General features: G+C 63.7%; 17 protein-coding genes and 4 pseudogenes. 9 read left to right on the top strand and 12 right to left on the bottom strand.

From position 1 onward, the window contains the following. Positions 1–2: 2 nt before the first annotated feature. The 3 genes from FHT32_RS32445 to FHT32_RS32435 are packed head-to-tail and all read right to left on the bottom strand — an operon-like array spanning position 3 to position 2,864. Positions 3–407, bottom strand: a complete 405-nt coding sequence (locus FHT32_RS32445) for a cupin domain-containing protein (protein WP_176668653.1) — start codon at positions 405–407, stop codon at positions 3–5. Between the two features lie 16 nt (positions 408–423). Beyond that, entirely contained in the window at positions 424–1,797 is a 1,374-nt protein-coding gene (locus FHT32_RS32440) for an NAD-dependent succinate-semialdehyde dehydrogenase (RefSeq protein ID WP_176668652.1), read from the bottom strand. After that, the gene (locus tag FHT32_RS32435; protein WP_176668651.1) at positions 1,794–2,864 is read right to left on the bottom strand and encodes an Ldh family oxidoreductase; all 1,071 of its coding nucleotides are present in this window, start codon (positions 2,862–2,864) and stop codon (positions 1,794–1,796) included. The genes FHT32_RS32440 and FHT32_RS32435 overlap by 4 nt, the downstream gene beginning before the upstream one ends. On the opposite strand from FHT32_RS32435, the pseudogene FHT32_RS35510 reads away from it, so the two are divergent. After that, a pseudogene (locus FHT32_RS35510) lies at positions 2,863–3,111 on the top strand (hypothetical protein); the annotation flags it as partial. The gene FHT32_RS32435 and the pseudogene FHT32_RS35510 sit on opposite strands and share 2 nt — an antisense overlap. 44 nt (positions 3,112–3,155) lie before the next feature. Here the strand turns inward: FHT32_RS35510 and FHT32_RS32425 are convergent. Together FHT32_RS32425 and FHT32_RS32420 are read right to left on the bottom strand one after the other, a co-directional pair. Further along, positions 3,156–3,383, bottom strand: coding sequence for a hypothetical protein (locus FHT32_RS32425; RefSeq protein ID WP_176668650.1), 228 nt, complete (start codon positions 3,381–3,383; stop codon positions 3,156–3,158). A gap of 229 nt (positions 3,384–3,612) precedes the next feature. Then, positions 3,613–4,878, bottom strand: a complete 1,266-nt coding sequence (locus FHT32_RS32420) for an MFS transporter (RefSeq protein ID WP_176668649.1) — start codon at positions 4,876–4,878, stop codon at positions 3,613–3,615. 566 nt (positions 4,879–5,444) lie between these two features. Here FHT32_RS32420 and FHT32_RS32415 point away from each other — a divergent pair. The 4 genes from FHT32_RS32415 to FHT32_RS32400 all read left to right on the top strand — a co-directional run bounded on the left by FHT32_RS32415 (position 5,445) and on the right by FHT32_RS32400 (position 10,315). Next, positions 5,445–6,371 carry a LysR family transcriptional regulator gene (locus tag FHT32_RS32415; protein WP_176668648.1) on the top strand — a complete coding sequence of 309 codons (927 nt, stop codon included), beginning with the start codon at positions 5,445–5,447 and terminating at the stop codon, positions 6,369–6,371. Positions 6,372–6,498: 127 nt separating this feature from the next. Next, positions 6,499–7,338 (top strand): alpha/beta fold hydrolase, encoded by an 840-nt coding sequence (locus FHT32_RS32410; protein ID WP_176668647.1) that lies wholly within the window; start codon positions 6,499–6,501, stop codon positions 7,336–7,338. Then, complete coding sequence (locus FHT32_RS32405) at positions 7,335–8,930, top strand: FAD-dependent oxidoreductase (RefSeq protein WP_176668646.1); 1,596 nt, start codon at positions 7,335–7,337, stop codon at positions 8,928–8,930. The genes FHT32_RS32410 and FHT32_RS32405 overlap by 4 nt, the downstream gene beginning before the upstream one ends. Further along, positions 8,927–10,315, top strand: a complete 1,389-nt coding sequence (locus tag FHT32_RS32400; protein ID WP_176668645.1) for an amidohydrolase family protein — start codon at positions 8,927–8,929, stop codon at positions 10,313–10,315. The genes FHT32_RS32405 and FHT32_RS32400 overlap by 4 nt, the downstream gene beginning before the upstream one ends. 302 nt (positions 10,316–10,617) lie before the next feature. Here FHT32_RS32400 and FHT32_RS32390 read toward each other — a convergent pair whose 3' ends face one another. From FHT32_RS32390 to FHT32_RS32370, 5 genes are all read right to left on the bottom strand, one after another. Further along, a complete protein-coding gene (locus FHT32_RS32390) occupies positions 10,618–11,598 on the bottom strand; it encodes an alpha/beta hydrolase fold domain-containing protein (RefSeq protein WP_176668644.1) in 981 nt (326 codons plus the stop codon). 51 nt (positions 11,599–11,649) lie between these two features. Next, on the bottom strand, positions 11,650–12,984 hold the full coding sequence (locus tag FHT32_RS32385) for a DUF1329 domain-containing protein (protein ID WP_176668643.1): 1,335 nt from the start codon (positions 12,982–12,984) through the stop codon (positions 11,650–11,652). Positions 12,985–12,993: 9 nt separating this feature from the next. Continuing rightward, a complete protein-coding gene (locus tag FHT32_RS32380; RefSeq protein WP_176668642.1) occupies positions 12,994–14,706 on the bottom strand; it encodes a DUF1302 domain-containing protein in 1,713 nt (570 codons plus the stop codon). 55 nt (positions 14,707–14,761) lie between these two features. Then, positions 14,762–15,457, bottom strand: a complete 696-nt coding sequence (locus FHT32_RS32375) for a fumarylacetoacetate hydrolase family protein (protein WP_176659040.1) — start codon at positions 15,455–15,457, stop codon at positions 14,762–14,764. A gap of 144 nt (positions 15,458–15,601) precedes the next feature. Beyond that, entirely contained in the window at positions 15,602–15,973 is a 372-nt protein-coding gene (locus tag FHT32_RS32370) for a hypothetical protein (protein ID WP_176668641.1), read from the bottom strand. A gap of 322 nt (positions 15,974–16,295) precedes the next feature. Here FHT32_RS32370 and FHT32_RS32365 point away from each other — a divergent pair, with 322 nt between their 5' ends. The 4 genes and pseudogenes from FHT32_RS32365 to FHT32_RS32350 all read left to right on the top strand — a co-directional run. Beyond that, complete coding sequence (locus FHT32_RS32365) at positions 16,296–17,219, top strand: alpha/beta fold hydrolase (RefSeq protein WP_218088518.1); 924 nt, start codon at positions 16,296–16,298, stop codon at positions 17,217–17,219. Between the two features lie 17 nt (positions 17,220–17,236). Beyond that, positions 17,237–18,343, top strand: a complete 1,107-nt coding sequence (locus FHT32_RS32360) for a YCF48-related protein (protein ID WP_176668640.1) — start codon at positions 17,237–17,239, stop codon at positions 18,341–18,343. Further along, on the top strand, positions 18,340–20,724 hold the full coding sequence (locus tag FHT32_RS32355; protein WP_176668639.1) for an RND family transporter: 2,385 nt from the start codon (positions 18,340–18,342) through the stop codon (positions 20,722–20,724). Before FHT32_RS32360 ends, FHT32_RS32355 begins: the two co-directional genes overlap by 4 nt. Positions 20,725–20,959: 235 nt before the next feature. Further along, a pseudogene (locus FHT32_RS32350) lies at positions 20,960–21,269 on the top strand (transposase domain-containing protein); the annotation flags it as partial. Here the strand turns inward: FHT32_RS32350 and FHT32_RS32345 are convergent. Together FHT32_RS32345 and FHT32_RS32340 are read right to left on the bottom strand one after the other, a co-directional pair. Then, positions 21,235–21,873: pseudogene (locus FHT32_RS32345) on the bottom strand (class I SAM-dependent methyltransferase); the annotation flags it as partial. The pseudogenes FHT32_RS32350 and FHT32_RS32345 sit on opposite strands and share 35 nt — an antisense overlap. 225 nt (positions 21,874–22,098) lie before the next feature. Further along, a pseudogene (locus FHT32_RS32340) lies at positions 22,099–22,206 on the bottom strand (FAD-dependent monooxygenase); the annotation flags it as partial. Between the last annotated feature and the right edge of the window lie 265 nt (positions 22,207–22,471).

Raw genomic sequence — 22,471 nt, 5'->3', positions numbered from 1 at the left:
TATTAATTCGAATGCTCGGCCGTGACGGGCCGTGTCTCGCCGGTATCGACGAGCGTCCGTGTGGCATTGGTCGATGCATAGATCCAAAGAATCTTCATGCCTTCGGTCTCGGATCGGTTGCGAAAGCGGTGCGGAACGTTCGGTGGTATGAATGTGGTGTCCAGCGCCCGCAATTCATGGACCTCCCCCGCGATGTCGAGGTAGGCTTGGCCTTCCAGCAGCACGACACTCTCCTCGCAGTTGTGGCTGTGGAACGGAATCGCCGCGGCCGGCGCAAATTCTGTGATTCCGGTGATGAAGGTGGTGGCGCCGACCGATGGAAGGACCAGGGGCGTGGTGCGCGCACCCCCTCCGCGCTCGTGAGCCTTGATCCGATCAGGGCGCAGTACGATGTGGCTTGCAGTCATAGAGTTCTCCTTGTTCTCAGGCCCGAGCAGGCCCAGTCCAGACGGTTTTCGCATTCATGAATTCGAGCAGCCCAAGCCGACCGAGTTCGCGGCCATAGCCCGAGGCCTTGATGCCTCCGAAGGGCAGCCTCGGGTCGGAAGCGACGAGGCCGTTGACGAACACGGCGCCTGCATCGACTTTCCTGGCCAGGCGGGCCGCGCGATCGAGGTCGGTGGTCCATACAGCCGCGCCAAGGCCGAACGGGGTACCGTTGGCCACGAGGAGGGCTTCGTCCGCATCGCGCACCCGAATGATCGCTGCCGCGGGGCCGAACGTCTCTTCGCGTGCAGCCGTCATTTCCGGGCGCATGTGGTCCAGCACCGTCGGCTCATAGAACGCGCCGGGTCCGGGCACCGGGCGTCCACCCAGCAGCAATCTGGCGCCCTCCTGGATGGAGGCTCGTACCTGCACGTCCAGCTCTTCGCGCAGGCTCGTGCGGGCCATTGAACCTTGGGTGGTCCCGGCCTTCAAGGGATCGTCGACGACGAGCTTGCGCACGTGCTCGCAAAAGGCTTCGACAAAACGATCGGCTACCGGCTGCTCGACGATGAAGCGCTTGGCCGCGATACAGCTCTGGCCCGTGTTCTGAAAGCGGGCTTTGACAGCGATGGCTGCTGCAGTCTCGATTTCGGCGTCCGCCAGGACGATGAAGGGGTCCGAGCCACCCAATTCGAGAACCTGCTTCTTGAGCGACTGGCCCGCGGCGGCGGCGATGCTTCGACCTGCGGGCGTCGAGCCCGTGAATGTGACGGCGCTGATGCGGTCGTCGGCAATGAGGGCAGGAACGCGCTCGGCACCGACCAGCAGTGCCGTCACCAGCCCATCGGGCAGCCCGGCACGCCGGCACAAGGCCTCGATGGCGAGGGCGCATTGCGGCACGTTGCTGGCATGTTTGAGGACTAGGCCGTTGCCGCCGACGAGAATCGGCGCCGCCGCGCGCAGGACCTGCCACAAGGGATAGTTCCACGGCATGACGGCCAGCACGAGCCCTAGCGGGTCATGGACGATGCGGCTGTCGCTGGCGCCGCTGGGGACGATCTCGTCCGCGAGCATTGCGGTTGCCGCGTCGGCGTAGTGATCGAAGTTCCAGGCGCACTTCTCGACCTCGGCGATCGATTCTGCGAACGGCTTGCCCATCTCGAGTGTGATCGTCCGCGCGAGGTCATCCTTCAGTTGACGCAACTCCTGCGCAACTCGTTGCAACACGACCGCACGATCGCACAAGGGCACCTGCGCCCAGTTCTTTTGTGCGGCATGTGCCCGCGCCAGGCGTTGCTCGATGATCGAGGCGTCGTGCGCGTCGACGCGCACCAGTGTCTCGCCGGTAGCTGGGTTCCTGGAGACGATCATGCTGATACCTCGGCCATGAGTGGGTCAATGCCGAGTTCGCGCGCGAGCATGTTGAGCTCATCCATCAGCGCGGCAGAGATGGGTATGCCCACTTCGGAGTAACGCTGCCGCTTCTGGAGGCTTTGCTCGCCCGGCAGCCAGATTCGCTCGACACCGGGCAGGCGCTCGCTGCTGCGGATGTCGCGCACCAGCCGGTCGACGTGATCCTTGAAGTGTCCAGGGTCCCCGAAGGCTGCCAGGTCGATGACCAGGATGGCCTGTCCCGTGTTGGTGACGGAGACATGATCGGCATTGAAGTCGACCACATCGCGGCCCATCGCCGCGCCGCCCAGTGTCCCCGCCAGCAGCCCGACGATCAGCGCAAGACCGTATCCCTTGTGCCCACCGATGGGCAGCAGGAAGCCTTCCCCCGCGCGGTTGGGGTCGAGCAAGGGCTGTCCCTGGCGATCGATCATCCAGCCGACAGGCATCTGCTCGCCCCGCTTTGCCTTCGCTTTGACCTTGCCGTAAGCAGTGACGGTCGTCGCCATGTCGAGGACGACCGGAGGCTCTTCACCCGCGGGGATCCCCGCGGCGATGGGGTTAGTGGACAACAGCATTTCCATGCCGCCCCAAGGCGGCAGGTGATTCGCGTTGCCCACCGCGAAATACAGACCCAGCATGTCGTGCTGCAGCGGCCGCCTCGCATACAGCGAGGCCGGACCGGCGTGGTTGCTATAGCGCGTTGAGACCCATGCGACGCCGGTTTCGCGGGCTTTCGAGATCGCGATGTCCACAGCTCTGGAGACCACCAAGTGGCCCATTCCGTTGTCGCCATCGACCACTGCCGTCGCAGCGCGCTCGCAAATGACGCGGATGTTGGGCTGCTTGTTGATGCCGCCTGCGCGCAGTCGCTTCAGGTACTGTGGCAGGCGGATCACGCCGTGTCCGTCGCTCCCCTGCAAGTCGGCTTCTGTCATCAGGCTGGCGACCTGTTTCGCGTCTGCAGGTGGCAGACCTTGGCTGGCGAAGGCTGTCGTGATGAAACGTCGCAGCACTTCTTGAGGAACCTGGGAATGCACGTTCATGGATACCGGGAAAGAGGCATTGTTTGAGGGCTCATCGATGCCGAAGCATCGGACTGGCTGCAGGTTATTCCCTGGTGCGACCTTCTGTCCAATACCGTTTTCTGGTCGTGCCATATCACGATGCGATGGCTTGGACGGTCGCCGTCCCGCTTTCGTTCATGCATCTCAGACGCTGAGGTATTGCGTCGTGATCATGGATGCGGGCAGCCTCACCGTCGCGGCGGCTGGAATGCCGATCGCGCAAGCTACGCCCATCCGCCAGATCCGCGAGTTCGAGTCCGACATTGGCGTTCAGCTGCTCGAATGGCTGCCGAGAGACGTGCCGATGAGGAAGGCCGGAATTTCGGTGGATGAGTCGGTGCAACGCATGCTGGCCGAGCCGGAGCGGCTCGGGCACAAGCTGGCGCGCAGCGGCCCTGCGGGCGTGGCATTGAACAAGCAGCTCAAGGTACACGTGGAGATCGATTCCATGGACTTGATCCGCGAGATGATCCATCGCGAGGGCTGGGCGGCCTTCATGCAGGTCTCCATGTTCAAGGAGGGTGCATCCACCCGCGCCGATCGTCCTGTCCGAAATGTTCGGCGTGCAACTGCATCGGCAGTTGGTGTTCGCAACCCGGACGAACCCGTGGCCAAGTCTGACGCAGTCGTTGGTGCAGGAACTCCTCGAGGGCCAGTTCGCGCGTCTTACGCAGCGTGGGGCGTTCGGCTTTGGTGCCGCGTAGCGCGGCACGCCGCGGGTTCGACATCAGCCTCCGCGCGCCTCGGAAGGACGGTAGAAGAGCATCAGAAGGAAGCACAAGCCTGCAGGGAGGCAGACCGACAGGGTCGATGCAACGGACCAGCCGTACAGCTCCACGAAGCGACCGAACAGATAGCCCGCCACCAGGCCGGGCAGATAGAACATCGGGATCGCGATGGCCATCGCGTAGCCGAGGTGCGACGGGTGCACGCTGCGCTGCAGGATCGACATGAAGCGCGGGTACAGATAGCCGCTGATCAGGAAACCGAATGCGGCGGAGAGTACCCCCTGGACCGTGTGGGCGCTCGGCCCGTGGAAGAGGCCGAAACCCAAGGCCGCCAGTGCGGAGAGCGCGGCGAACGTCCCCTTCGTGCCCAGTTTGTCGCTCACCCAGCCGCCGACGAACGCGCCCAGCGCGCCGATGCCGTACATGCCGAACGCAGCACCGGCCTCGAGGGGCGTGTAGCCCGCGGTCGTGCGCAGGAACGTGGCGTACAGCGAGACATACGCGAACAGCGTGAAGCCGATCAAGGAGAAGCCGCACGCGGCAAGTACCAGGTTGCGGGACAGGAGGATCGACATCGGTGGTTTCGCATTCGCCTCGCCGGGACTGAGGCCCTCGGTGTCAGCAGATTCCATGAAGCTCTTCGGAACGACCGCCCACACGAGCAGGGCGCCGAGTACGCCCACTCCCGCGAAGACAAGGAACGGCAGGCGCCATGAGCCTGTCTGGGCCAGGAGCAGCGTGCCGACGACCGGGCCGACGAATGCGCCGATGCCGAAGAACGCATTGATGACGCCGATGGCCATCCCCCGGCGCTCGCCGAAATACGCGCCGATGCAGGCGAAGATGGCGCCGATGTGTAGCGCCTCGCCCGCGCCTGTCAACGAGCGATAGACCGCCAGGCCGAAATAGCTCTCGGCCAGAGGCGTCAGCGCGGTGAAGATCGAGAATGCGACGATACCGCCCAGCAGCGTCGCGCGCCGGCCAAAGCGTGCCATGAACCATCCGCTCAGCGCGCCGAAGATGGCGATGTTCAGGGCGAACGAAGTGCTGAGGAAGCCGCCGCTGGACAGCGTCAAGCTGTACTCCTTGCTGATGGACCCGAGGACGGCGGGAAAGACCTGCCGGTCCATCGCGTTGACCATGTACGACAAGCCGAGCACGAGCAATATGAGCGCGATACGGACTGTGGGCAACGGCCTTGATGGGTCTGCGGAAGCGGTCCCGGTGCTCGGGGTCGATCCGGACAGGATGGTGGTCGGAGGCACGATCGGATTCCTTTCGAAGGCGTTGGAGTAGGGGGTAACTGTTGAGCCGACCTGGCAAGCCGCCGGTTCTTAACGGCCGCGCCAACTGGCGAGAAGATGCCGCGGCGCGTCCACCAGCGATCGTCAGCGCGGCGAGCCTACGCAGGCAGGGCCAACCCCACAAATACCGATTGCCGCGGGTGCCATATCAGTCCGGCATTTCGTCGGCAGGGCCGGCCCGGGCGACAGCGCGATCGACGGGTGGCTTGGCGAGTACAGGTCGACGCTCTACCCCAGCTGAGCCGCACGCTTATGTCGCTTGCACGTTTACTGTTTGCTCGCATCAAGCTGCGGGAGGCGTACCGGCATGGCCTGAGCCGCGGCAAGTCGCGTGCTCGTCGCTGCGAGCTTCCGCGGAGCACGTCGCCGGCCGATTCGGCCGGATCTGCGACACCTCATCCGAAATCTGCATCCGCGCTAATGCAGGAATGTGATGCAGATAAACGGAATAGGTCGTCGCCGATTCGCTCGGCGCGTTCTCCATATCATTCCGAGATACCAAGCGGCTGGTCATTCAGGAGACCCTTATGCACTTGCGCACGCTGCGCTATTTCGTTGCGGTTGCCGACGCTGGCAGCCTGACGGCGGCTGCGGCCGCGATACCGATTGCCCAACCCGCGTTGACACGCCAGATGCGCGATCTGGAGGCCGAGCTGGGGGTTCGCTTGTTGCAGCGCTTGCCGCGCGGGGTGAGGCTGACGCAGGCGGGCGTGACGGTGTACGAGGCTGCCCAGCGCATGCTCGGCGAATCCGATCGCATGGGTCAGAAGCTGGCACGCGGCCAGTTGCGCGAGGAGGCGACCGTGGTGGTCGGTGCCTCGCCCACGTTGGCGCGCCTTCTGGTCCCCGGTGTGTTCGAAAGCTGCAGCCGCATGCTCGATGGGGTGACACTTCGGGCGCGCGAGGCATTCACGCCGACGCTTCTTGAATGGCTGGAGCGCGGCATCGTCGACATGGCCGTGGTCACCAATCCGGAGCCCGGGCGCGCGTTGTCGTTTCACCCTTTGCTGGCGGAGCCCTTTGCACTGGTGTCGCACGCCTCCATGCGCGTCGATCCGGTGGTGCAGGTCGGGCAACTCGCCCGGATTCCCTTGTTGATGACGAGCCTGCACCGGGGGATTGTCGAGAGCCAGCTGCTCGCGTTGGGTAAGGCGCTGAACGTGCATGCGGAGATCGACTCCGTCGATTCCATCCGCGAACTGGTGTCCCGCGGGCGCTGGGCGACGATCATGCCCGTGTCGGTATTTAAGGATGCCAAAGGGCCGCTGCCGGAAATCGTACTCTCGGAAATCTCGGGCGTGCAGCTCAACCGCCAGCTGGCGCTGGCCACGCGGATCGATCCGCAACCCAACCCGGCCCAGTCGCTCGTTCGAGAGCTGATCGACTCCGAGTTCTTGCGCCTGTCTCACCGAGGCGCGTTCAGCTTCGGTGCGCCCCCGGAGACCGATCGATGAGGAGATAGGCCCCGCCTCCCATACCGGACGCGCTGGCTGACATACCGTTGCACGAGGCTCCGTGGGGGTTCTCCCGGGTGACTCGAGCCTTGAGGGCAGTCTAATTATTGGATACAATGTAGCCAATATGACGACCTGGACTCTCCCGCAGCCGGACTCCCGCTTCGTAGCCGTCGACGGCCTGCGCATTCACTACAAGCGGGCCGGTGCCGGGCCACCGGTACTTGTCGTCCACGGCTCCGGCGGCTCGCTGCACAGCGTGGGGGCGGTGTCGGCCGCGATGTCCGTGTTCTGCGACGTCATCCGACTTGACCTGCCGGGATTCGGGTTGTCTGGCCCGCGCGCTGATCGCGACTACCGCATTCGCACTTACGCCGCGACAGTGCACCGGTTCATGGATGCGATCGGGGTTCCTCAATACGCCGTGGTCGGCCACTCGCTGGGGGGCAACATCGCCTGGAACCTTGCGCTGGACCATCCGGACAACGTGACCGCGCTGGTGCTCATTAACGCAACGGGCTACCCGGAAAAGGCGCTGCCCGCTGCCTTCAAGCTCATGCGGAATCCGTTGCTCAAGCCGTTGCTGCGCCGATGGATGCCGCGTAGCGCAGTGGCCGGCAATCTGCGCAAGCTGGTCAGTCCCGGCTCGAACATCGTCGACGACGCCATGATCGACCGGGTTCACGCGCTGTCGAATCTTCCCGGCAACCGTTCGGCCCTGGTGGACATGGTCAACATCGACCACGCGGACCGAAGCGCGGAGATCCGAGGCATTGTCGCGCCAACCCTCGTGCTGCGAAGCCGATCGATCGGCGGCCAGCACTTTGCACGCGACATCCGGGGCTCCCAGGAATTGGTCCATCCCAACGCGGGACACCTGCTGCCGGAGGAGCAACCGCAGTGGGTCGCTGACGCGTCCGCTCGGTTCCTGAAAACCTTTGAGCAGACTGAAAGACTCACCCAATGAAAGATCATGGATTCGCCGACGTTCTGATCGCCGGTGCCGGACCTACCGGCACCGCCCTGGCCATCGACCTGGCACGTCGGGGTATCAGCGTCCGGATGATCGACCGCGGTGCCCAGGCATTCGGCGGCTCACGCGCTAAAGGCGTGCAGCCTCGCAGCATGGAGGTATTCGAAGACCTTGGCGTGCTGCAAGAGGTCCTGCGCGGAGGCAGCCTCTATCCCAAGATGGGCATCCACTTGGGGCCCCTCACCATCCCCTTGCGAATGTTCAGTCAGAGCGAGGCCAGTGACGACGTTCCGTATCCCAACACCTGGCTGATCCCACAGTTTCGCATTGATCGGGCGCTCCACGAAGCGTTCGAGCGGCTGGGCGGCAGCGTCGAGTACCGCAAGGAGCTTCGGTCATTCACTCGGGAGCCGGATCGCGTACTCTGCGAGCTTTCGACTCCGGATGGCCCGCAGCGGATCACGGCGCGCTACCTTGTCGGTGCCGATGGCGGTTCGAGCGCGATCAGAAGACAGCTCGGGCTGGGCTTTGTCGGATCTACAGATGAGGAGGACCGCATCCTCATCGTGGATGCCGCCACCTCGGGGCTCTCCCGCGACCGCTGGCACATCTGGCCCGGCGCGAAAGGGCGGTTTATCGGCGCTTGCCCTCTGCCGCACAGCGAGATGTTCCAATGGATGATCCGGTTGTCCCCGCAGGAAACGCCGCCGGATGCGCTGCCCGCCATCGCTCAGCGAATCCAGTCGCGGATCCGGAATCCGCGCGTGCAGTTGAACAGCATGCAGTGGCAGTCGGTATTCAGGCCGAACATCAGGCTGGCCGAAGGCTATAGGCGCGGCCGGGTCTTCATCGCAGGCGATGCCGCGCACGTGCACACCCCCGCGGGAGCACAAGGACTCAACACCGGCATCCAGGACGCGTACAACCTCGGCTGGAAGCTTGCGCAGGTCCTAGCGGGCGCACCGCAGGAACTGCTCGACACCTACGAGGCCGAGCGGCAGCCGATTGCGGCAGGCGTGCTCGGGCTTTCCACGCGGAAATACGAGGGCATTGCCAAGCTCGACCCGTCGAGTCTGCGCCGCGGCAAGGATGAACATCAGCTACGGCTCACATACCAGGGTGGACCCCTGGCCCGCAGCGGCGATGTGACGCGGACGCTGCGCGCCGGTGACCGTGCACCGGACGCACCGCTGCGCCGGCTCGCCGACGACGCGCCGGTGCGGCTCTTCGAAGTCTTCAGGGGAGGGCACTTCACCGCGATCGCATATGGCCCGCGGGCGGCGCACGAACTCTCCCGGCTGCCGTGGCCTAGCTGCGGCGCGGCGCTGAAGCGCGTCGCGATCAGCGCAAACGGCGCGGTGGCAGACGTCGGGCTGATTGACTCGTTGCGTTCGTTCGAGCGAATCTACGGCGTGGCCGGCGACACTCTGATGCTGATCAGGCCGGACGGCTACATCGGCCATATCGCGACGAAAGACCTACTCTCCGGCACAGCTGCCGCAGCGGCAGCCATGACACCCCGCTTCGATCGGTCCCTCCCCGCTGCGTCAGCGTCAGGAGTATTTGACATGGGATTCGTGAAATGAAACCGCTGCTTCTCACTGGCGCGCAGGTCATCACCATGGCCGCCGGCCGGCCCGACGTCGAGGCGATCGACATCCTCATCGAAGGCGATCGGATCGCCGCGATCGGCGAGGACCTCCCCTCGGACGGTGCCGAGGTTGCCGACCTGCGGGGCCGGATCGTCATACCTGGCCTAATCAACGCGCACCTGCACACGTGGCAAACCGCGCTGCGCGGCGTGGGCGCGGACTGGACGCTGGTCGATTACCTGTCCAACATGCATGGAGGCGTGGCGGGACGCTATGCGCCCGAGGACATGCGCATCGCCACGTTCGCGGGCGCACTGAACCAGATCAACTGTGGTGTCACAACGCTGGGTGACTGGTGCCACAACACGCAGTCCCCGGACCATGCGACGCAAGCTGTGCAAGGGTTGGTGGATGCGCGCATCCGTGCGGTTTTCATGCACGGAACTTCCCATTCGGCGGCTGATGCGCCTCATCCGCTGAGCGAAATCGATGCGCTGCTGAACGGGCCGATCCGCCGCCACCGACTTCTCGCCCTGGGAATGGCGATCAAAGGGCCGCAGTATTCGACACCGGCGGTGGCGCTTGCCGACTTCCGCGCCGCTAACGAGCGCGGCCTCGTCGTGTCCATGCACCAAAGCGGCGGCCAGCCCAGTCCGGCATGGGCGGCGGTACGCGACGCGCGCCTGATCGGACCGCGCACAAACATCGTGCACGGCGCAGACCTCAGCGACGAATGGCTTAAGACCTTTGTGGACGCGGGAGCCAGCTTCACCATCACCCCCGAGAATGAGCTCGGCCAAGGACATGGCATCCCGATCACCGGACGGCTGCTGAAACTAGGGTCCGCACCATCGCTCGGAACGGACGCTGACACCGTCGTTTCCAGCGAAATCCTGCTTGCCGCGCGCATAGCTGCGGCGCATCAGCGCGGAATGGATCACCTGATGCAACGCCAACTCACGGGAGCCGGTGCCGGGAAAGCAACGATTACCAGCAAGCAAGTCCTGTCTTGGGCCACGGTGGAGGGCGCACGCGCGCTGGGCTTGTCTGAAGATGTCGGCCGCCTCCTGCCTGGGATGCAGGCCGACTTGGCGGTAGTCGATGCGACTGCTTTGAATCTTTGGCCGGCCCACGACGCGGTAGCCGCGGCACTGCACGCTAGCATCGCGAACATCGAAGCAGTCATGATCGCAGGCCAATGGCGCAAGCGTGACCACGAGTTGTTGGGCGTCGATCTCGATGAGGTCGCCGATCGCCTGCTGTCTTCAGGAGAGCGCCTTTTCCAACAGCTGAACAAACGCGGGATTCTGGCCGGGTTGAAGCGCCATGTCGTGCGTCGCGTCGTCGGGCGGCGGCTGGCTCAGCAGGCACGTCGATAACCCTCGCGCTCGAGCATCAGCATCGCCTCGCGCGCGGGGGCGCGAGACGCCTATGCGCCGCGCCACCTCGGGCGCGCTCAGCCGCTCGCCGCGCGGCAGATGACCTGTGCGGATCGCGGCGCGCAAGGCGTCGGTGACCTGTCCGGCCAACGGCACGGTGGTGGTGCAGCTTCCTCGACCAGATCGAAATCGCCCAGCGGGCGGATCAGCGTGACGAAGACGCGCCGCGATTCGCAGCCGATACAGCTCCTCCAGAACTGCGCGCAGCGCCACGCCGTCACACACGAGCGTTCCGAGCCTCGTCAGCCTTGCCCCAGCACCTCATCGACGAATCGCAGCTGTTCGGCCATCGACTCCACGTCCTCCGGCGCGCCGGAGAAGCGGCCGCGTGGCATCGCCTCAAAGACGCGCAGATCGGCCCTGATTCCGGCCTTGCGAAGGAAACGATGCAAGCGAACGGTGTTGGAGAGAAACTGATCGCGCGTGCCGGAAACCAGCAGCGTCGGCGGGAAACCCCGGCTGAAGTCGCCGAACAGCGGCGACAGGTACGGATCGCGCAGGTCATGGCCGAATGCATAAAGCAGGATCGACGCAGTCAGCCCCTCGCGCAGGACGACGTCGACTCCGCGATTGGTTTCAAAGCCGTCTCCGCTTTCGGTCAGATCCGCTTCCGGCGTCAGTAGGATCGCGCCGGCAGGCTGGGGCAGACCCAGATCGCGCAGCTTCAGGATACCCGCCGCCGCCAGTCCGCCGCCCGCCGAGACACCGGCCACCACCACGTTCCCTGGCGCATACCGCGTCAGCACCTCGCGATAGGCTGCGACCATATCGTCGATGGCAGCGGGATATGGATGATCGGGCGGCATGCGGTAATCGAGCGAAAAGACCCGGGTGCCGCTCAGCGTGGCGAACATCTGCGCTGCCTTCGCGGCCAGCTCGCCGCCACCCATCACATAGGCTCCTCCGTGCAAATACAGGATCGCCTGGTCCTGCTTCTCGGCTGGGATTGCATCGGGGCTCAATTCGAAGACGGCCGCTTCCTGCACGCGGTGTGAATCGATGCTACCAGGGAAGGGGGCGCGCGGAACAGCTCCGCCCATGCGGCGTCCCGCTTCACGATGAGGCGCCGCCGCCCGCCAGGTCTGCGACGGCGGGCCATTCCAACGCTCCGACCACGGCTGAGCCAGGGCCCGCTGCGCTTCAGGACTGACGTGCGCGGGAATTGGAATGGTGCGTGCGGGCAGGTGAAGACTGCCTGCGCTGTCGCGCTTTGCTTCCGTCATTGTCCTCCTTGAGGTAACGGAATTGAGCGGCGTGAATGTGAATCGGCTTCCTCAGCGAGCGCTCGACCCCGCCAATGCCTCGGGCGAGAAGTACGTGGCCGACTTCTTGGCCACCGTGCGGAAAGGCTCCACCATGGTGATGGTGGAAACATAGCTGCCGTCGAGCATGTTGAACTGCAGTTCGCCGGCCCAGCCCTGTCCCGGATTGCCTGCGGCGAAAGGCACGTTCTCGGAATAGCGCCACAACTGCCCCTGAGCGTCGTAGGCTTCGGCCAGCATCACGCCCCAAGTATCTTCGTCAATGTAGAAGCGGCGCTTGGCATAAACGTGCCGCTTGCCGGACCCGAGGTTCGCCTCCACGATCCACACGCGGTGAAGTTCCCAGCGTGAAAGGTCGGGGTTGACGAACTTGGGTGTCAGCGCATCGGTGTCCGGCGCCAGAAACAAGCGATTGCGGTTGTAGGGGATGAAGATCTCCTTCTTTCCCACCAGCGTCCATTCGTAGCGGTCCATCGCGCCGTTGAACATGGCGACCTCGTCGAAGATCGTGGTGCCCGACGTGACGAGGTTCGGCGTGTCGTATCCGATGTTGGGCGCCCGCCGAACGCGCCGCTGGCCGACGAGGTATTGCCATGATTGGCGGCCGATGCCGACCTGGTCGAGTGGTTCCCTCACCAGGATCTGTTCGCCGGCTTTGAATGGCGGCGCGACCTGGAGATTGCGCGACAGCCCGGCCACGCCATCGGACTTTTCGAGATTGGATTCGGGATCGTAGTATGGGTACTGGCGCTCGGTGATGCCCTCGCTGGCCAGAACGCGCTTGCCGTTGGCTTCGACCATCCAGGCACGGAAATGGATTCGCGTGGCTTCGCCCTGGTAGGCCAAAAGGTGGTTCCACATCGCCTCGGTCCCGGTCTTTGGGATGGGAAAGGGAATGCCGCCGTACACGCCGGAGACGGAGATACCGCCCTGGGTGCTCTTGGCCCCCGTCGCGTTACGGAATGTGTTGTCGTAGACCCATTGCGGCGCCGCCGCGGTGCGCTGTGTCTTGTAGACCTGCATCCGGAAGTCTGAGTGCTTCTTGAACATGGCCATCGTGCCCTCCGCGAGGTTGGCTTGATACTGCTCGAAATTCGCGGCGGTCAGTGTCAGGATCGGCTTGTCGGAGAACTGGTCGGCCACCGGCTCGCCCGGCTTGGCGACTTTGGTGAGGCCGCCGTCCCAAGGAGGGATCGTTCCCGCGGCATTACCGGACCGTTCGGCGCCCAGCGGCGTCAACGTCGTCTTCAGCTTCGCGGCCTCGTCTCCCGAGACGCCGGCATTCGCTATGCCGGCTGCTGCCAGCAGAGTGATGACAGCGGTGCCTTGTGAAATCTTCTTCAGCATGAAGTCTCCTTAGAACGAGCGTTGGACATTGATGGCGATGAATTTCCGGTCAGCCAGGGGCTGGCCGAAGGTGTAAACCAGGCCCGAGGGAGAACGGCCGTCCGCCACCGTGACGGGCTTGGTGGCGCCAGTGAACTGCACGTAGCTGAGACCGAACTTCCAGAGCTTCTGGTACTCGGCGTTGATGCCGATGGAAACGTTGCCGCCGTGGTACACGCTGAAGGCGGGCACCACCGAGGAGCGTCCAGACAGCCCGTAGCCGATGCTGATGGGCACCGAGATGTCCAGGCCGGGAATGACCTGCAAATAGGTTGGCTCGAACGAGACCCTGACGGCGGTGGCGTCGCGCGTGGTGTTCGGGTCAATCAGGCCAGGGTTGCGTTTCACGCTGAGGCGCCGGTTCCAAGCGATCTCGGTCATCAGCGTTGCGCTGTCCCATACGGACGTCCGCGGCGCAACGTAGATCGCGGAAACCTGCATATGGGCAGATTTCCCCACCGGGAACAATGCCCCTCTGCCGCCGGTGACCGCGACTTCACCGGGCAGCACGGGTGCGGCCGCAGTCACCAGTGGGGAGTTGAAACGTACCGAGGCTTCCGCCCCCAGGTTGACGGGGCCGAGCGTTGTGTTGACGCTGGCGCCGAAGGTCTTGATCCCTTCGGGAAACACCAGCGAGTACGTCCCCACCTGGCCGGTGGTCGGATTGAAGATCGACGGATCGACCACGCCCACGGCCGGGATAGCTGCGGGGCGCGCGTGGGTGATGGCGTTCTTGCCGTTGGATCGGGTGAAGTAGAACCCGACGTCCGCATCCACGAAATCCGGCCGCCACTTCAACTGGGCACCGAACTGCCCCGAATCGGAAGCTTCGACGTCGGCGGTGCGGTTAAGGACTTGCGGACCACCGCCAGGCACCAGCGGCGCTCCGCGCAGAATCCTGTGACCGCCCGTGTCCAGGAAGTCCGCGGCGGAAAGGAAACTGCCTACAGCCGGCGTTCGATTGCGCCTCCATTCGAACTGGTAGTAGCCGCCCAGGGTCACGCTCGGATTCAGCTGCAGTTGCGCCGACAGTTGGTTGACCGGCATGAAAACTTCCTTGGCTTGAGACGACGGCACCTGAAGTGCTTTGATCACGTCGGTGGGGCCTTGGGTGCCGGCAATGCCGTTGTTGCCGAAGAACAGGCTTTCCCCATAGAGCAACGCATGCCGCCCGAGCCGGAAGCTCAGCAGGCGGCCGTCGCCGAGTTCGGTTTGGCCGAACACGAAGGCGTCCATCAATTCGGCCTTCTTGCCGTGCAGGGTCGCCGTGGCCGGATCGAAAGTGTTGTTTGGGCGAGTGTTCGACGTCGCAGGGGACGTGTTGTCGGTTCCGCGGCGATACAGCTCGTCGAACCACGCCGTCGCGCTCGCGCGAAAACCGAAGTCGCGATAGCTAAGGTCGAATTCCGACAGCAGGTCCACACGATTGGACACCATGCCTTTGGCGAAGTTCAGATCTCCATCGTCGCCGTTCGGGTTGGCGGGCCCGCTGAGGGCCGGCGAGGGCTTTGCGAGGCGCCAGGCAGCGCTGTACTTGACGGTGTTGTCCCACCGCAGCTTAAGCTCCGTGCCGGTATCGAATTCCGCCGCTTGCGCGGAGCCGAAGGCCGCCGTGAGGGCAGCAATGCAAACTTGCCGCAGCTGGGGCAGCCGGCGGTTGTCTCGACGTACGCTTTTTCTCATGAGGTTTCTCCAAAACTGCCGGTGCGATCACCGGGTCTTCCTCGAACCAGGTTGCTCAGACGATCTGAACTCTCAGCGACGGCAGGCCTGCCACGCGGCCCACGAGGGTGTCGCCGCGGCTGACCGCGCTCACGCCTTCGGGTGTCCCGGTGAAGATCAGGTCCCCGGGCTGCAGGGTCCACGCGTTCGACAGGTGTGCGATGGTTTCGGCAACGTCCCAAATCAGCTTTGCGGTCGTGCTGCGTTGCCGATCGGCTCCGTTGACCGAGAGGGCGATCTCCGCGCTCAGAACGCGCTGAGCTTCCGCCATGGGAGTCACTGGTCCGACGGGAGCACTCTGCTCGAATGCCTTCCCGATGCACCACGGCCGCCCTTGCTTCTTCATGTCGCTCTGCAGATCGCGGCGTGTCATGTCCAGTCCGATCGCATATCCCCAGACGTGTTCCATCGCGCGCTCAGGTCGAATAGAGTTGCCGCCCTTACCGATCGCCACCACGAGCTCGATCTCGTGATGCAGGTCCTGCGTGAGCGTCGGATAGGCCATGCTGCCGGTCTCGCCCTCCGGAACGACCAGTAGCGCATCGGCCGGCTTCAGAAAGAAGAAGGGCGGTTCACGGCCGGTGAAGCCCATCTCCTTCGCGTGGTCCTCATAGTTCCGCCCAACGCAATAGACGCGGTGAACGGGAAAGCGATCGGGTCTCGCGGTGATGGGCAAGCTGACAACGGCGGGAGGAGGAAAGAGGTAGTCCATGGGTAGTGATTGATGAGAGAAAGCCGAAGAAGGCCACCATCTGTGCAGCCAACGTCGACGCAGTGGGGTCGCATAATTTATGGGATACAGCGTATCCAATAAAAAGTGTGCGGCCATCCATGCCAACCCTAAGTCAGCGGAGCTTCAGGTGAGGGTCAGGCGGAGGGCTTCGTGCCAAGCGAAGTTCAGCTCGATCTTGATGCCGTCGATCGGTTCGCACATGAACAGCTGATAGAGATTCGAGTTGTGCGCCTTTTTCGGTGAACTCGACGCCGTTCTTCGCGAGCCGCTCGATGAACTCCTCGATGCCCTCGCTGCTCCGGCACAGGTGACCAATCCGGCTGGAACCCAGCGCACCTGCCGCGCTGAAGTCGTCGCCTTCGCGCTGGTAGGAAGATCGAACAGGATTGGCTGATAGAAGGCACCGGGTCGTTTGAGCTTTCGCTCGCCGAGCAGCAGCGTCGGGCCTTCCGGTAGCGAAGCTCTCACCCGCGCATCGAGCTGTCCCGCGGCCACGCCTCCGCCATCGACCCCTGCGTCGTACGCTCGGCGAGTGGATCGCCGACGACCAGTTTGACTCTGGCGATGCTGCGTCCCACAGCGAGAGTGCATAGGTTCTATTGATTCCTTGGATGTGAATGGCGGCGTACGAACGCGAAGGCTAGGAACGAGCGCTGCGCACGTCCAATGCCGATTTCGCTGTCTCACATATCGCCCTGAGATAGATCAATCTCCTCTTCGGCGAACGGCCGCGTGACGTCCTAGGGTTCCTATGGATAGAAAACGCTAAGTTAATGGCTACATTGTATCCGTTAATACGAAGGGATGTTCTCTGCCTATGCTGCAAATGAATACCTATGCGATGAGCTATTTCGCGGCGCCCGGTGAAGGTCGAAAGCTCGGGCCCCTGTCTCGTAAGGCCCTGCGTGGCAGCTTCATCGAGCTGAGTGACGGCGTCACCCACTACGAGCTCGCGGGTCCCGAGACCGGCGAACTCGTCGTGCTGATTGGTGGACTGACGATTCCTTTGTTCTACTGGGACAGGGCGGCGGTGGAGCTCCAGCGCCGGGGCTTCCGAACCCTGGCATACAGTTGCTATGGACGTGGCTACTCGGATCGGGTGAACGCTCGCTACGACGAATCGCTGTTCGCAAGGCAGCTCGCGGAGTTGACGCGCGCCTTCGGCGCGGACTCGTTCCATCTCGTCGGAACGTCGATGGGGGCGCTCATCGCCATGGTCCATGCGGGGCGCCACCCCGAGACGCTGGCAACGCTCTCGCTTGCGAGCCCGGCGGGGCTCGCGAGCAAGCCCGGGCTGCCGCGGTGGATCACCCGCAGCGACATGCTGACCCGATTCGTCGCGCGATCGCTGGGCCGCCGGATGCTGATGAAGCATCTGGACCACAACGTGGCCGAGGCGCGAAGCGCGGCTGAGCTCAGAACCATGATCGAGGATGCGTTCCAGTACGAGGGTTCCCTCTTCGCCGTCTTTTCCACGCTGCAGAACTTCGGCTTGGCGGCGCGGACCCCTCTGTACGAGGCAACGGGGGCCCTGCAGCTTCCGACACTCCTCCTGTGGGGGCGCCAGGATCGGGTCACGCCCATTTCGCAGCTCGACGTGGCTCGACGGCTCATCCGGCCCACGCGCTACCACGTCATCGAAGAGTGTGGGCACATGGCTCCATTCGAACGGCCCTACGAGGTGGTAGATCACATCGCGGCCTTCGCCGCTTCAAGCGCGAGGACGCGGGCCAGGACATGAAAAGACAGCGCACCATCATGCCCATCAATTTCCACAGTGTCATATTCGCCGGGCTGCTTGTCCTGGCGGCCGGGATGCCGGCTGCCTCCGCGCCCCCACCGCAAGCCGCGTGGGAGCGCCCCGCGCCCGTGGTGTCGCGCCTCGGCAAGGCGGCGCTGCTGAGCATCGCGGCGGCCGGAAAGCGCCTGGTAGCGGTGGGCGAGCGGGGGCTGGTTGCGTACTCCGACGACGATGGCCGGACCTGGACGCAGGCCCGCACACCCGTGAGCGTGACCCTGACGCGGGTGTTCTTCGTGTCCTCGTCCACGGGATGGGCCGTGGGGCATGGCGGCGTGATTCTGCGCACGAACGATGCGGGGACCAACTGGGTCAAACAGCTGGATGGCATTCAGGCAGCGCGCTTGGCAGCCGGGAAGTACGTCGAGAACGCCCACGATCCCGCATTGAGACGGCTCGCTCCCGCAGCGTCCCAGTTACAGATCGAAGGTGCAGACAAGCCGTTCTTCGACATCGTCTTCGTCGATGCGGACCGCGGCTTGGCGGTGGGTGCCTACGGCCTGGTTTTTCGCACCGAAGACGGCGGACGTCGTTGGGAGCCTGTGTTAGAGAGCCTGGAAAATCCGCGAGGCCTTCACCTGTACGCCGTGGCGCGGATCGGCACCGCCGTGATCATCGCCGGCGAGCAAGGGCTGCTGCTGAAGTCCACCGACGGCGGTCGGCAATTCGAGCCCATTCCCTCGCCCTACAAGGGAAGTTACTTCGGGGCGCTCGCTCGGGAAGCGAAAGATCTCTACATCTTTGGTCTGCGGGGGAACGCTTTCCGCAGCACGGACCAGGGAAGCTCCTGGACCAGACTGCAGGCCCCTTCGTCAGCCTCACTCAACTCCGCAACGACGCTGTCCGACACCAGTACCGTCTTCACCAACCAGGAAGGGCAGGTCCTGATCGGCAGGGCGTCCGCCAACTCGTTGCGCGTCGCGCCCGGCATCGCTCCTGCCGCGTACACGGCGATCACTCGAACCGCAGCGGGCGCCTGGGTGCTGACAAGTCTTCGCGGGCCGGTACGCCTCGATCCCACTAGTCTGAGCGGCACCGCACCGCTTCCCGGGGACGCAACCAAATGAACCAACCTACCGAACATCCCATCGATGGCTTCGACCGGGGCAGCGGATCGCTGGTCGAGCGTGCCTTCTTCAACCATCGTGAGGTGGTGCTCGCGCTGTGCCTTCTGATCACGATGCTCCTCGTGTGGCAAGTTCCAAAGATACGCGTGAACGCCAGCTTCGAAAGCATGGTCCCCGCACACCACCCGTACATCCAGAACTGGCTCGCGCATCGCGACGACCTGAAGGGGTTCGGAAACCGCATGACGCTGACGCTGGAGGCCAAGGGAGGCAGCATCTTCGACGCGGCCTATCTGGACAAGCTGCGGCGCCTCAGCGACGATGTGCTTCTGATCCCCGGCGTCGACCGGGCCTTCATGAAATCGCTTTGGACGCCCAATACGCGCTGGATCGCCGTGACTGAGGAGGGGCTCGACGGCGGTCCTGTCGTGCCGGACAACTACGACGGCACACCTGACAGCGTGGACCGGATTCGTCACAACGTCGAGCGCTCTGGGGAGATTGGCCAACTGGTCGCCGCGAACTACCGCTCCACCGCGCTGCAGGTTCCGTTGCTCGAGTTCGACCCACGGACCGGCGGGGCACTCGACTATGCCGGGTTGTCCAATGCGCTCGAGCGGGTACGGCAAAAGTACAGCGATGGCAAGACCGAGGTGCGGATCACCGGCTTCGCCAAGCTGATCGGCGACCTGATCGACGGCGCTAGGACAGTCGCGGCGTTCTTCGCCATCGCGGTCCTGGTTTGCGCGGCGGCGGTCTACTGGTATACCCGCTGCATTCGCAGCACGCTGATCGTCGTGCTCTGCTCGTTGGTCGCGGTGCTCTGGCAACTAGGGCTCATGCCAGTCTTGGGGTTGGCTGTGGATCCATACTCGATGTTGGTGCCCTTTCTGGTGTTCGCCATCGGCATGAGCCATGGCGCGCAGAAGATGAACGGAATCATGCAAGACGTCGGCCGCGGCATGCACAAGTTGGTTGCCGCGCGCCACACATTCCGACGGTTGTTCGTGGCGGGCCTGACCGCATTGATCTGCGATGCGGTCGGCTTCGCCGTGCTGACGCTCATCGACATCCAGGCCATTCGCGTCCTGGCGATCACTTCAAGCATTGGCGTGGCGGTCCTCGTATTCACGAACTTGGTGCTGCTGCCTGTTCTGCTCAGCTTCACTGGCGTGAGCGCCCGGGCTGCGGCGCTGAAGCTGCGGGCCGAGTCGCGCACGCTACGCTTCGAGCGCCTGTTGGTGCGATTCACCGGCCGGCGATGGGGTGCCGTCGTCATCCTAGTGGCCGGCGCAATTGCGGCTGGCAGCTACGCCGTCAGCCATCGGTTGCAAATCGGCGACGTGGATCCTGGGGCGCCGGAACTGCGGCCGAACTCGCGCTACAACCTGGACAACAACTTCATGGTGGCCAACTACGCGACCAGCTCCGATGTTTTGGTCGTCATGGTCAAGACAGCGAACAACCTGTGTGCCACCTACGAGGTGCAGACCGCGATGGACATGCTCGAACATGAGCTGCGAGAACTGCCTGGCGTCGAAAGCACCCGGTCCTTGGCGGGCCTGAGCAAGAACATGATCGTGGGAATGAACGAGGGTCATCTCGCCTGGTACGACCTCCTGCCCAACCAGGGCATGCTCAATGCCGTCACCACGCGGGCGCCTCGCGAGCTGTTCAACCAGAGCTGCGATCTGCTGCCGCTGTATGTGTTTCTAAAAGATCACAAGGCGACCACCCTGACGGAAGTCACTCGGATGGTGGAACGCTTTGCCGCACAACACAACGGCAGGGATGCGAAGTTTCTGTTGGCTGCAGGCAACGCCGGCATCGAGGCGGCGACCAACGATGTGGTACGTGACGCTTCGCGAAAGATGCTGTGGTGGATCTACGGCGCCGTCGGACTTCTGTGCCTAGTGACGTTCCGCTCGTGGCGCGCGGTGGTCGTGGCGCTGGTGCCGCTGGCCTTGACGTCGGTGATGTGCGAGGCTCTCATGGTCTGGATGGGAGTAGGCGTCAAGGTTGCCACCTTGCCCGCGATCGCGCTGGGTGTTGGCATCGGCGTGGACTATGCGCTCTACGTGCTTTGCGTCATGCTTGCCCAACTGCGAGGCGGCGCCACGGTGGCGGAGGCGTACGCTAAAGCGCTGAGCTTCACTGGGAAGGTCGTGCTGCTTACGGGGATCACGCTGGGGCTTGCGGTGGGCACGTGGCTCTTATCGCCGATCAAGTTCCAGGCTGACATGGGACTGCTGCTCGGGTTCATGTTCTTGTGGAACATGCTTGGGGCGTTGGTCCTGGTGCCAGCACTCTCCACATTCCTGCTCAGGCCCGTGAGGGGCCGTGCGGGCGATGCGCTACGCCTCATGTCGGTGCGGGCCTGAGCCGCGTGGGTTGGAGGACGGCGAATCGGACATGCCAGTCGACCCTGTCGAAGCGAGCTCCGCGGAAGCTGTCATCGAACATATCGCTGAATGCCTGAGGGCGGCCGGAGTGGCGGCGACCGTGCGCGTTGACCGGAGCGGCGATGGCGGCGAAGTCCATGTGACCTCTGGCGTTCCTCGTGGGCGCTGACCCGCCGTGCAGCGCATCATGTGTGACTTCGCGGTTCAGTGGCGCGATCCGGCGCTGCCTATCGACAACAATCACGACGAGCAGCAAATCAGAACCTGGGCTACTGGCAGAAAAAAATTGGTTGTTTGCCGGCACGCTGCTGGACAGGCAGCGCGCGGCAGCGATCACGAGCCCGATCCAGTCGGCCAAACTCAATGGCCACGATCCCTACGCCTATCTGAAAGACGTGCTCACGCGATTACCGACCCACCTCAACAGTCGCACTAATGAGCGGCTGCCGCACCCCTGGGCACCAGTTCGGTGCTTTGTGTATGGGCGTCCTATTGATTGCGCCTCCATACTATTGCGACAGTGAGCGGGCGTTGAAAGGTCCCGAGCGCGGCGAGTCGGTCGGTGACGTATGAACGCAACTCGGCCTCGATCATGTCGTGGAGCGATCGCGGCGGTACTTCTTCCCACAAGCGCATGGACCGGACGTGCGTGATGGTCTGCGTTGGCGAAAGATGCTCGATCATCGGGATGACGGCCTCCTCGACTGCATCGAAACCGAACGCATCCAGAGTCTTCGCGGGTTGATAGTTGAGCTTCGGGCGGGCGCTGCCGAGTGCGACGTGGCGGCTAACGATCTCGACGATGGATTCACGAAAATCTCCGGCGTCGTTCTTGTTGACGACGACAAATGCTGCGCCTCCTCGCAGCACTCGCTGGATGCTCCGCACAGAGGCTTCATCCGAAAACCAATGAAACGCGCCAAAGGCTGTGGCTCCGTCAAATTCCGCATCGGTGAAATCGAGATGGCTGGCGTCTGCGACCTGGTAAGTGCCTGCCTGGCCGACGGAGCGCGCCTCTTCAATCATGTCCGCGTCCACGTCAGTGCCGACCAATTGAAAGCCACGCGCAGCCAGTTGCCTAGTAGCGATGCCCGTTCCACATCCGATGTCGAGGATTGAGTGACTTTGCCTTACGCCAAACTGGCGGTGACCCTATCGATGACTTCGTTTGCATACGACTGGCGGGTTGTGTTGTAAATCGCTGCAGATTCGCCAAATGACATGTTCGTTCCTTAGGCAATGGGAGACGGTTCTGTTGTGACCGAACACGGCCGTGCGCTGAAGCATGCCACCGTTGGTGTGACTTTGCGTCTGTCACCCATGACTTGCCGAGCCGCTTACGGGTCTCTGGTGCCCTTGCGCCGCAGCCGCCAACTTCCAACCTAGGTTGTAGGCGTCTTGCACGCTGGTGTTGAGCCCCTGCCCGCCCGTTGGCGGGTGGATGTGAGCCGCATCGCCGAGCACTGGCGGAAATGGATGAGGCAGGCGTGGATTGCGCTGTGAACTGCCCTGCCATCTGGGATGCGGCTGCGGTCGACTATGCGGTCGAAGCTGCAGTCGCGCATCCATCTCGTTTTGCCACCTTGGGTTCGTTCCCTCTCGACGACTCGGCAAGTCTTCAGACCGTGGACTCGCTGCTTAGTCGCCCAGGGATGCTCGGATTGCGCTTCGTCATGGTCGCTCCGGCGCAGGCGGCTATCCAATCGGATCAACTTCAGATGCTGGC

The organism is Variovorax sp. SG517, assembly GCF_013376045.1.
Lineage (GTDB): Bacteria > Pseudomonadota > Gammaproteobacteria > Burkholderiales > Burkholderiaceae_C > Variovorax.
This window is presented reverse-complemented; position numbering and strand designations above follow the sequence as displayed.

Excerpts from the sequence above, each read along its gene's own strand:
- FHT32_RS32445 (WP_176668653.1), bottom strand. The coding sequence starts at position 407 with ATGACTGCAAGCCACATCGTACTGCGCCCTGATCGGATCAAGGCTCAC.
- FHT32_RS32440 (WP_176668652.1), bottom strand. The coding sequence starts at position 1,797 with ATGATCGTCTCCAGGAACCCAGCTACCGGCGAGACACTGGTGCGCGTC.
- FHT32_RS32435 (WP_176668651.1), bottom strand. The coding sequence starts at position 2,864 with ATGAACGTGCATTCCCAGGTTCCTCAAGAAGTGCTGCGACGTTTCATC.
- FHT32_RS32425 (WP_176668650.1), bottom strand. The coding sequence starts at position 3,383 with ATGAAGGCCGCCCAGCCCTCGCGATGGATCATCTCGCGGATCAAGTCC.
- FHT32_RS32415 (WP_176668648.1), top strand. The coding sequence starts at position 5,445 with ATGCACTTGCGCACGCTGCGCTATTTCGTTGCGGTTGCCGACGCTGGC.
- FHT32_RS32410 (WP_176668647.1), top strand. The coding sequence starts at position 6,499 with ATGACGACCTGGACTCTCCCGCAGCCGGACTCCCGCTTCGTAGCCGTC.
- FHT32_RS32405 (WP_176668646.1), top strand. The coding sequence starts at position 7,335 with ATGAAAGATCATGGATTCGCCGACGTTCTGATCGCCGGTGCCGGACCT.
- FHT32_RS32400 (WP_176668645.1), top strand. The coding sequence starts at position 8,927 with ATGAAACCGCTGCTTCTCACTGGCGCGCAGGTCATCACCATGGCCGCC.
- FHT32_RS32390 (WP_176668644.1), bottom strand. The coding sequence starts at position 11,598 with ATGACGGAAGCAAAGCGCGACAGCGCAGGCAGTCTTCACCTGCCCGCA.
- FHT32_RS32385 (WP_176668643.1), bottom strand. The coding sequence starts at position 12,984 with ATGCTGAAGAAGATTTCACAAGGCACCGCTGTCATCACTCTGCTGGCA.
- FHT32_RS32380 (WP_176668642.1), bottom strand. The coding sequence starts at position 14,706 with ATGAGAAAAAGCGTACGTCGAGACAACCGCCGGCTGCCCCAGCTGCGG.
- FHT32_RS32375 (WP_176659040.1), bottom strand. The coding sequence starts at position 15,457 with ATGGACTACCTCTTTCCTCCTCCCGCCGTTGTCAGCTTGCCCATCACC.
- FHT32_RS32365 (WP_218088518.1), top strand. The coding sequence starts at position 16,296 with ATGCTGCAAATGAATACCTATGCGATGAGCTATTTCGCGGCGCCCGGT.
- FHT32_RS32360 (WP_176668640.1), top strand. The coding sequence starts at position 17,237 with ATGCCCATCAATTTCCACAGTGTCATATTCGCCGGGCTGCTTGTCCTG.
- FHT32_RS32355 (WP_176668639.1), top strand. The coding sequence starts at position 18,340 with ATGAACCAACCTACCGAACATCCCATCGATGGCTTCGACCGGGGCAGC.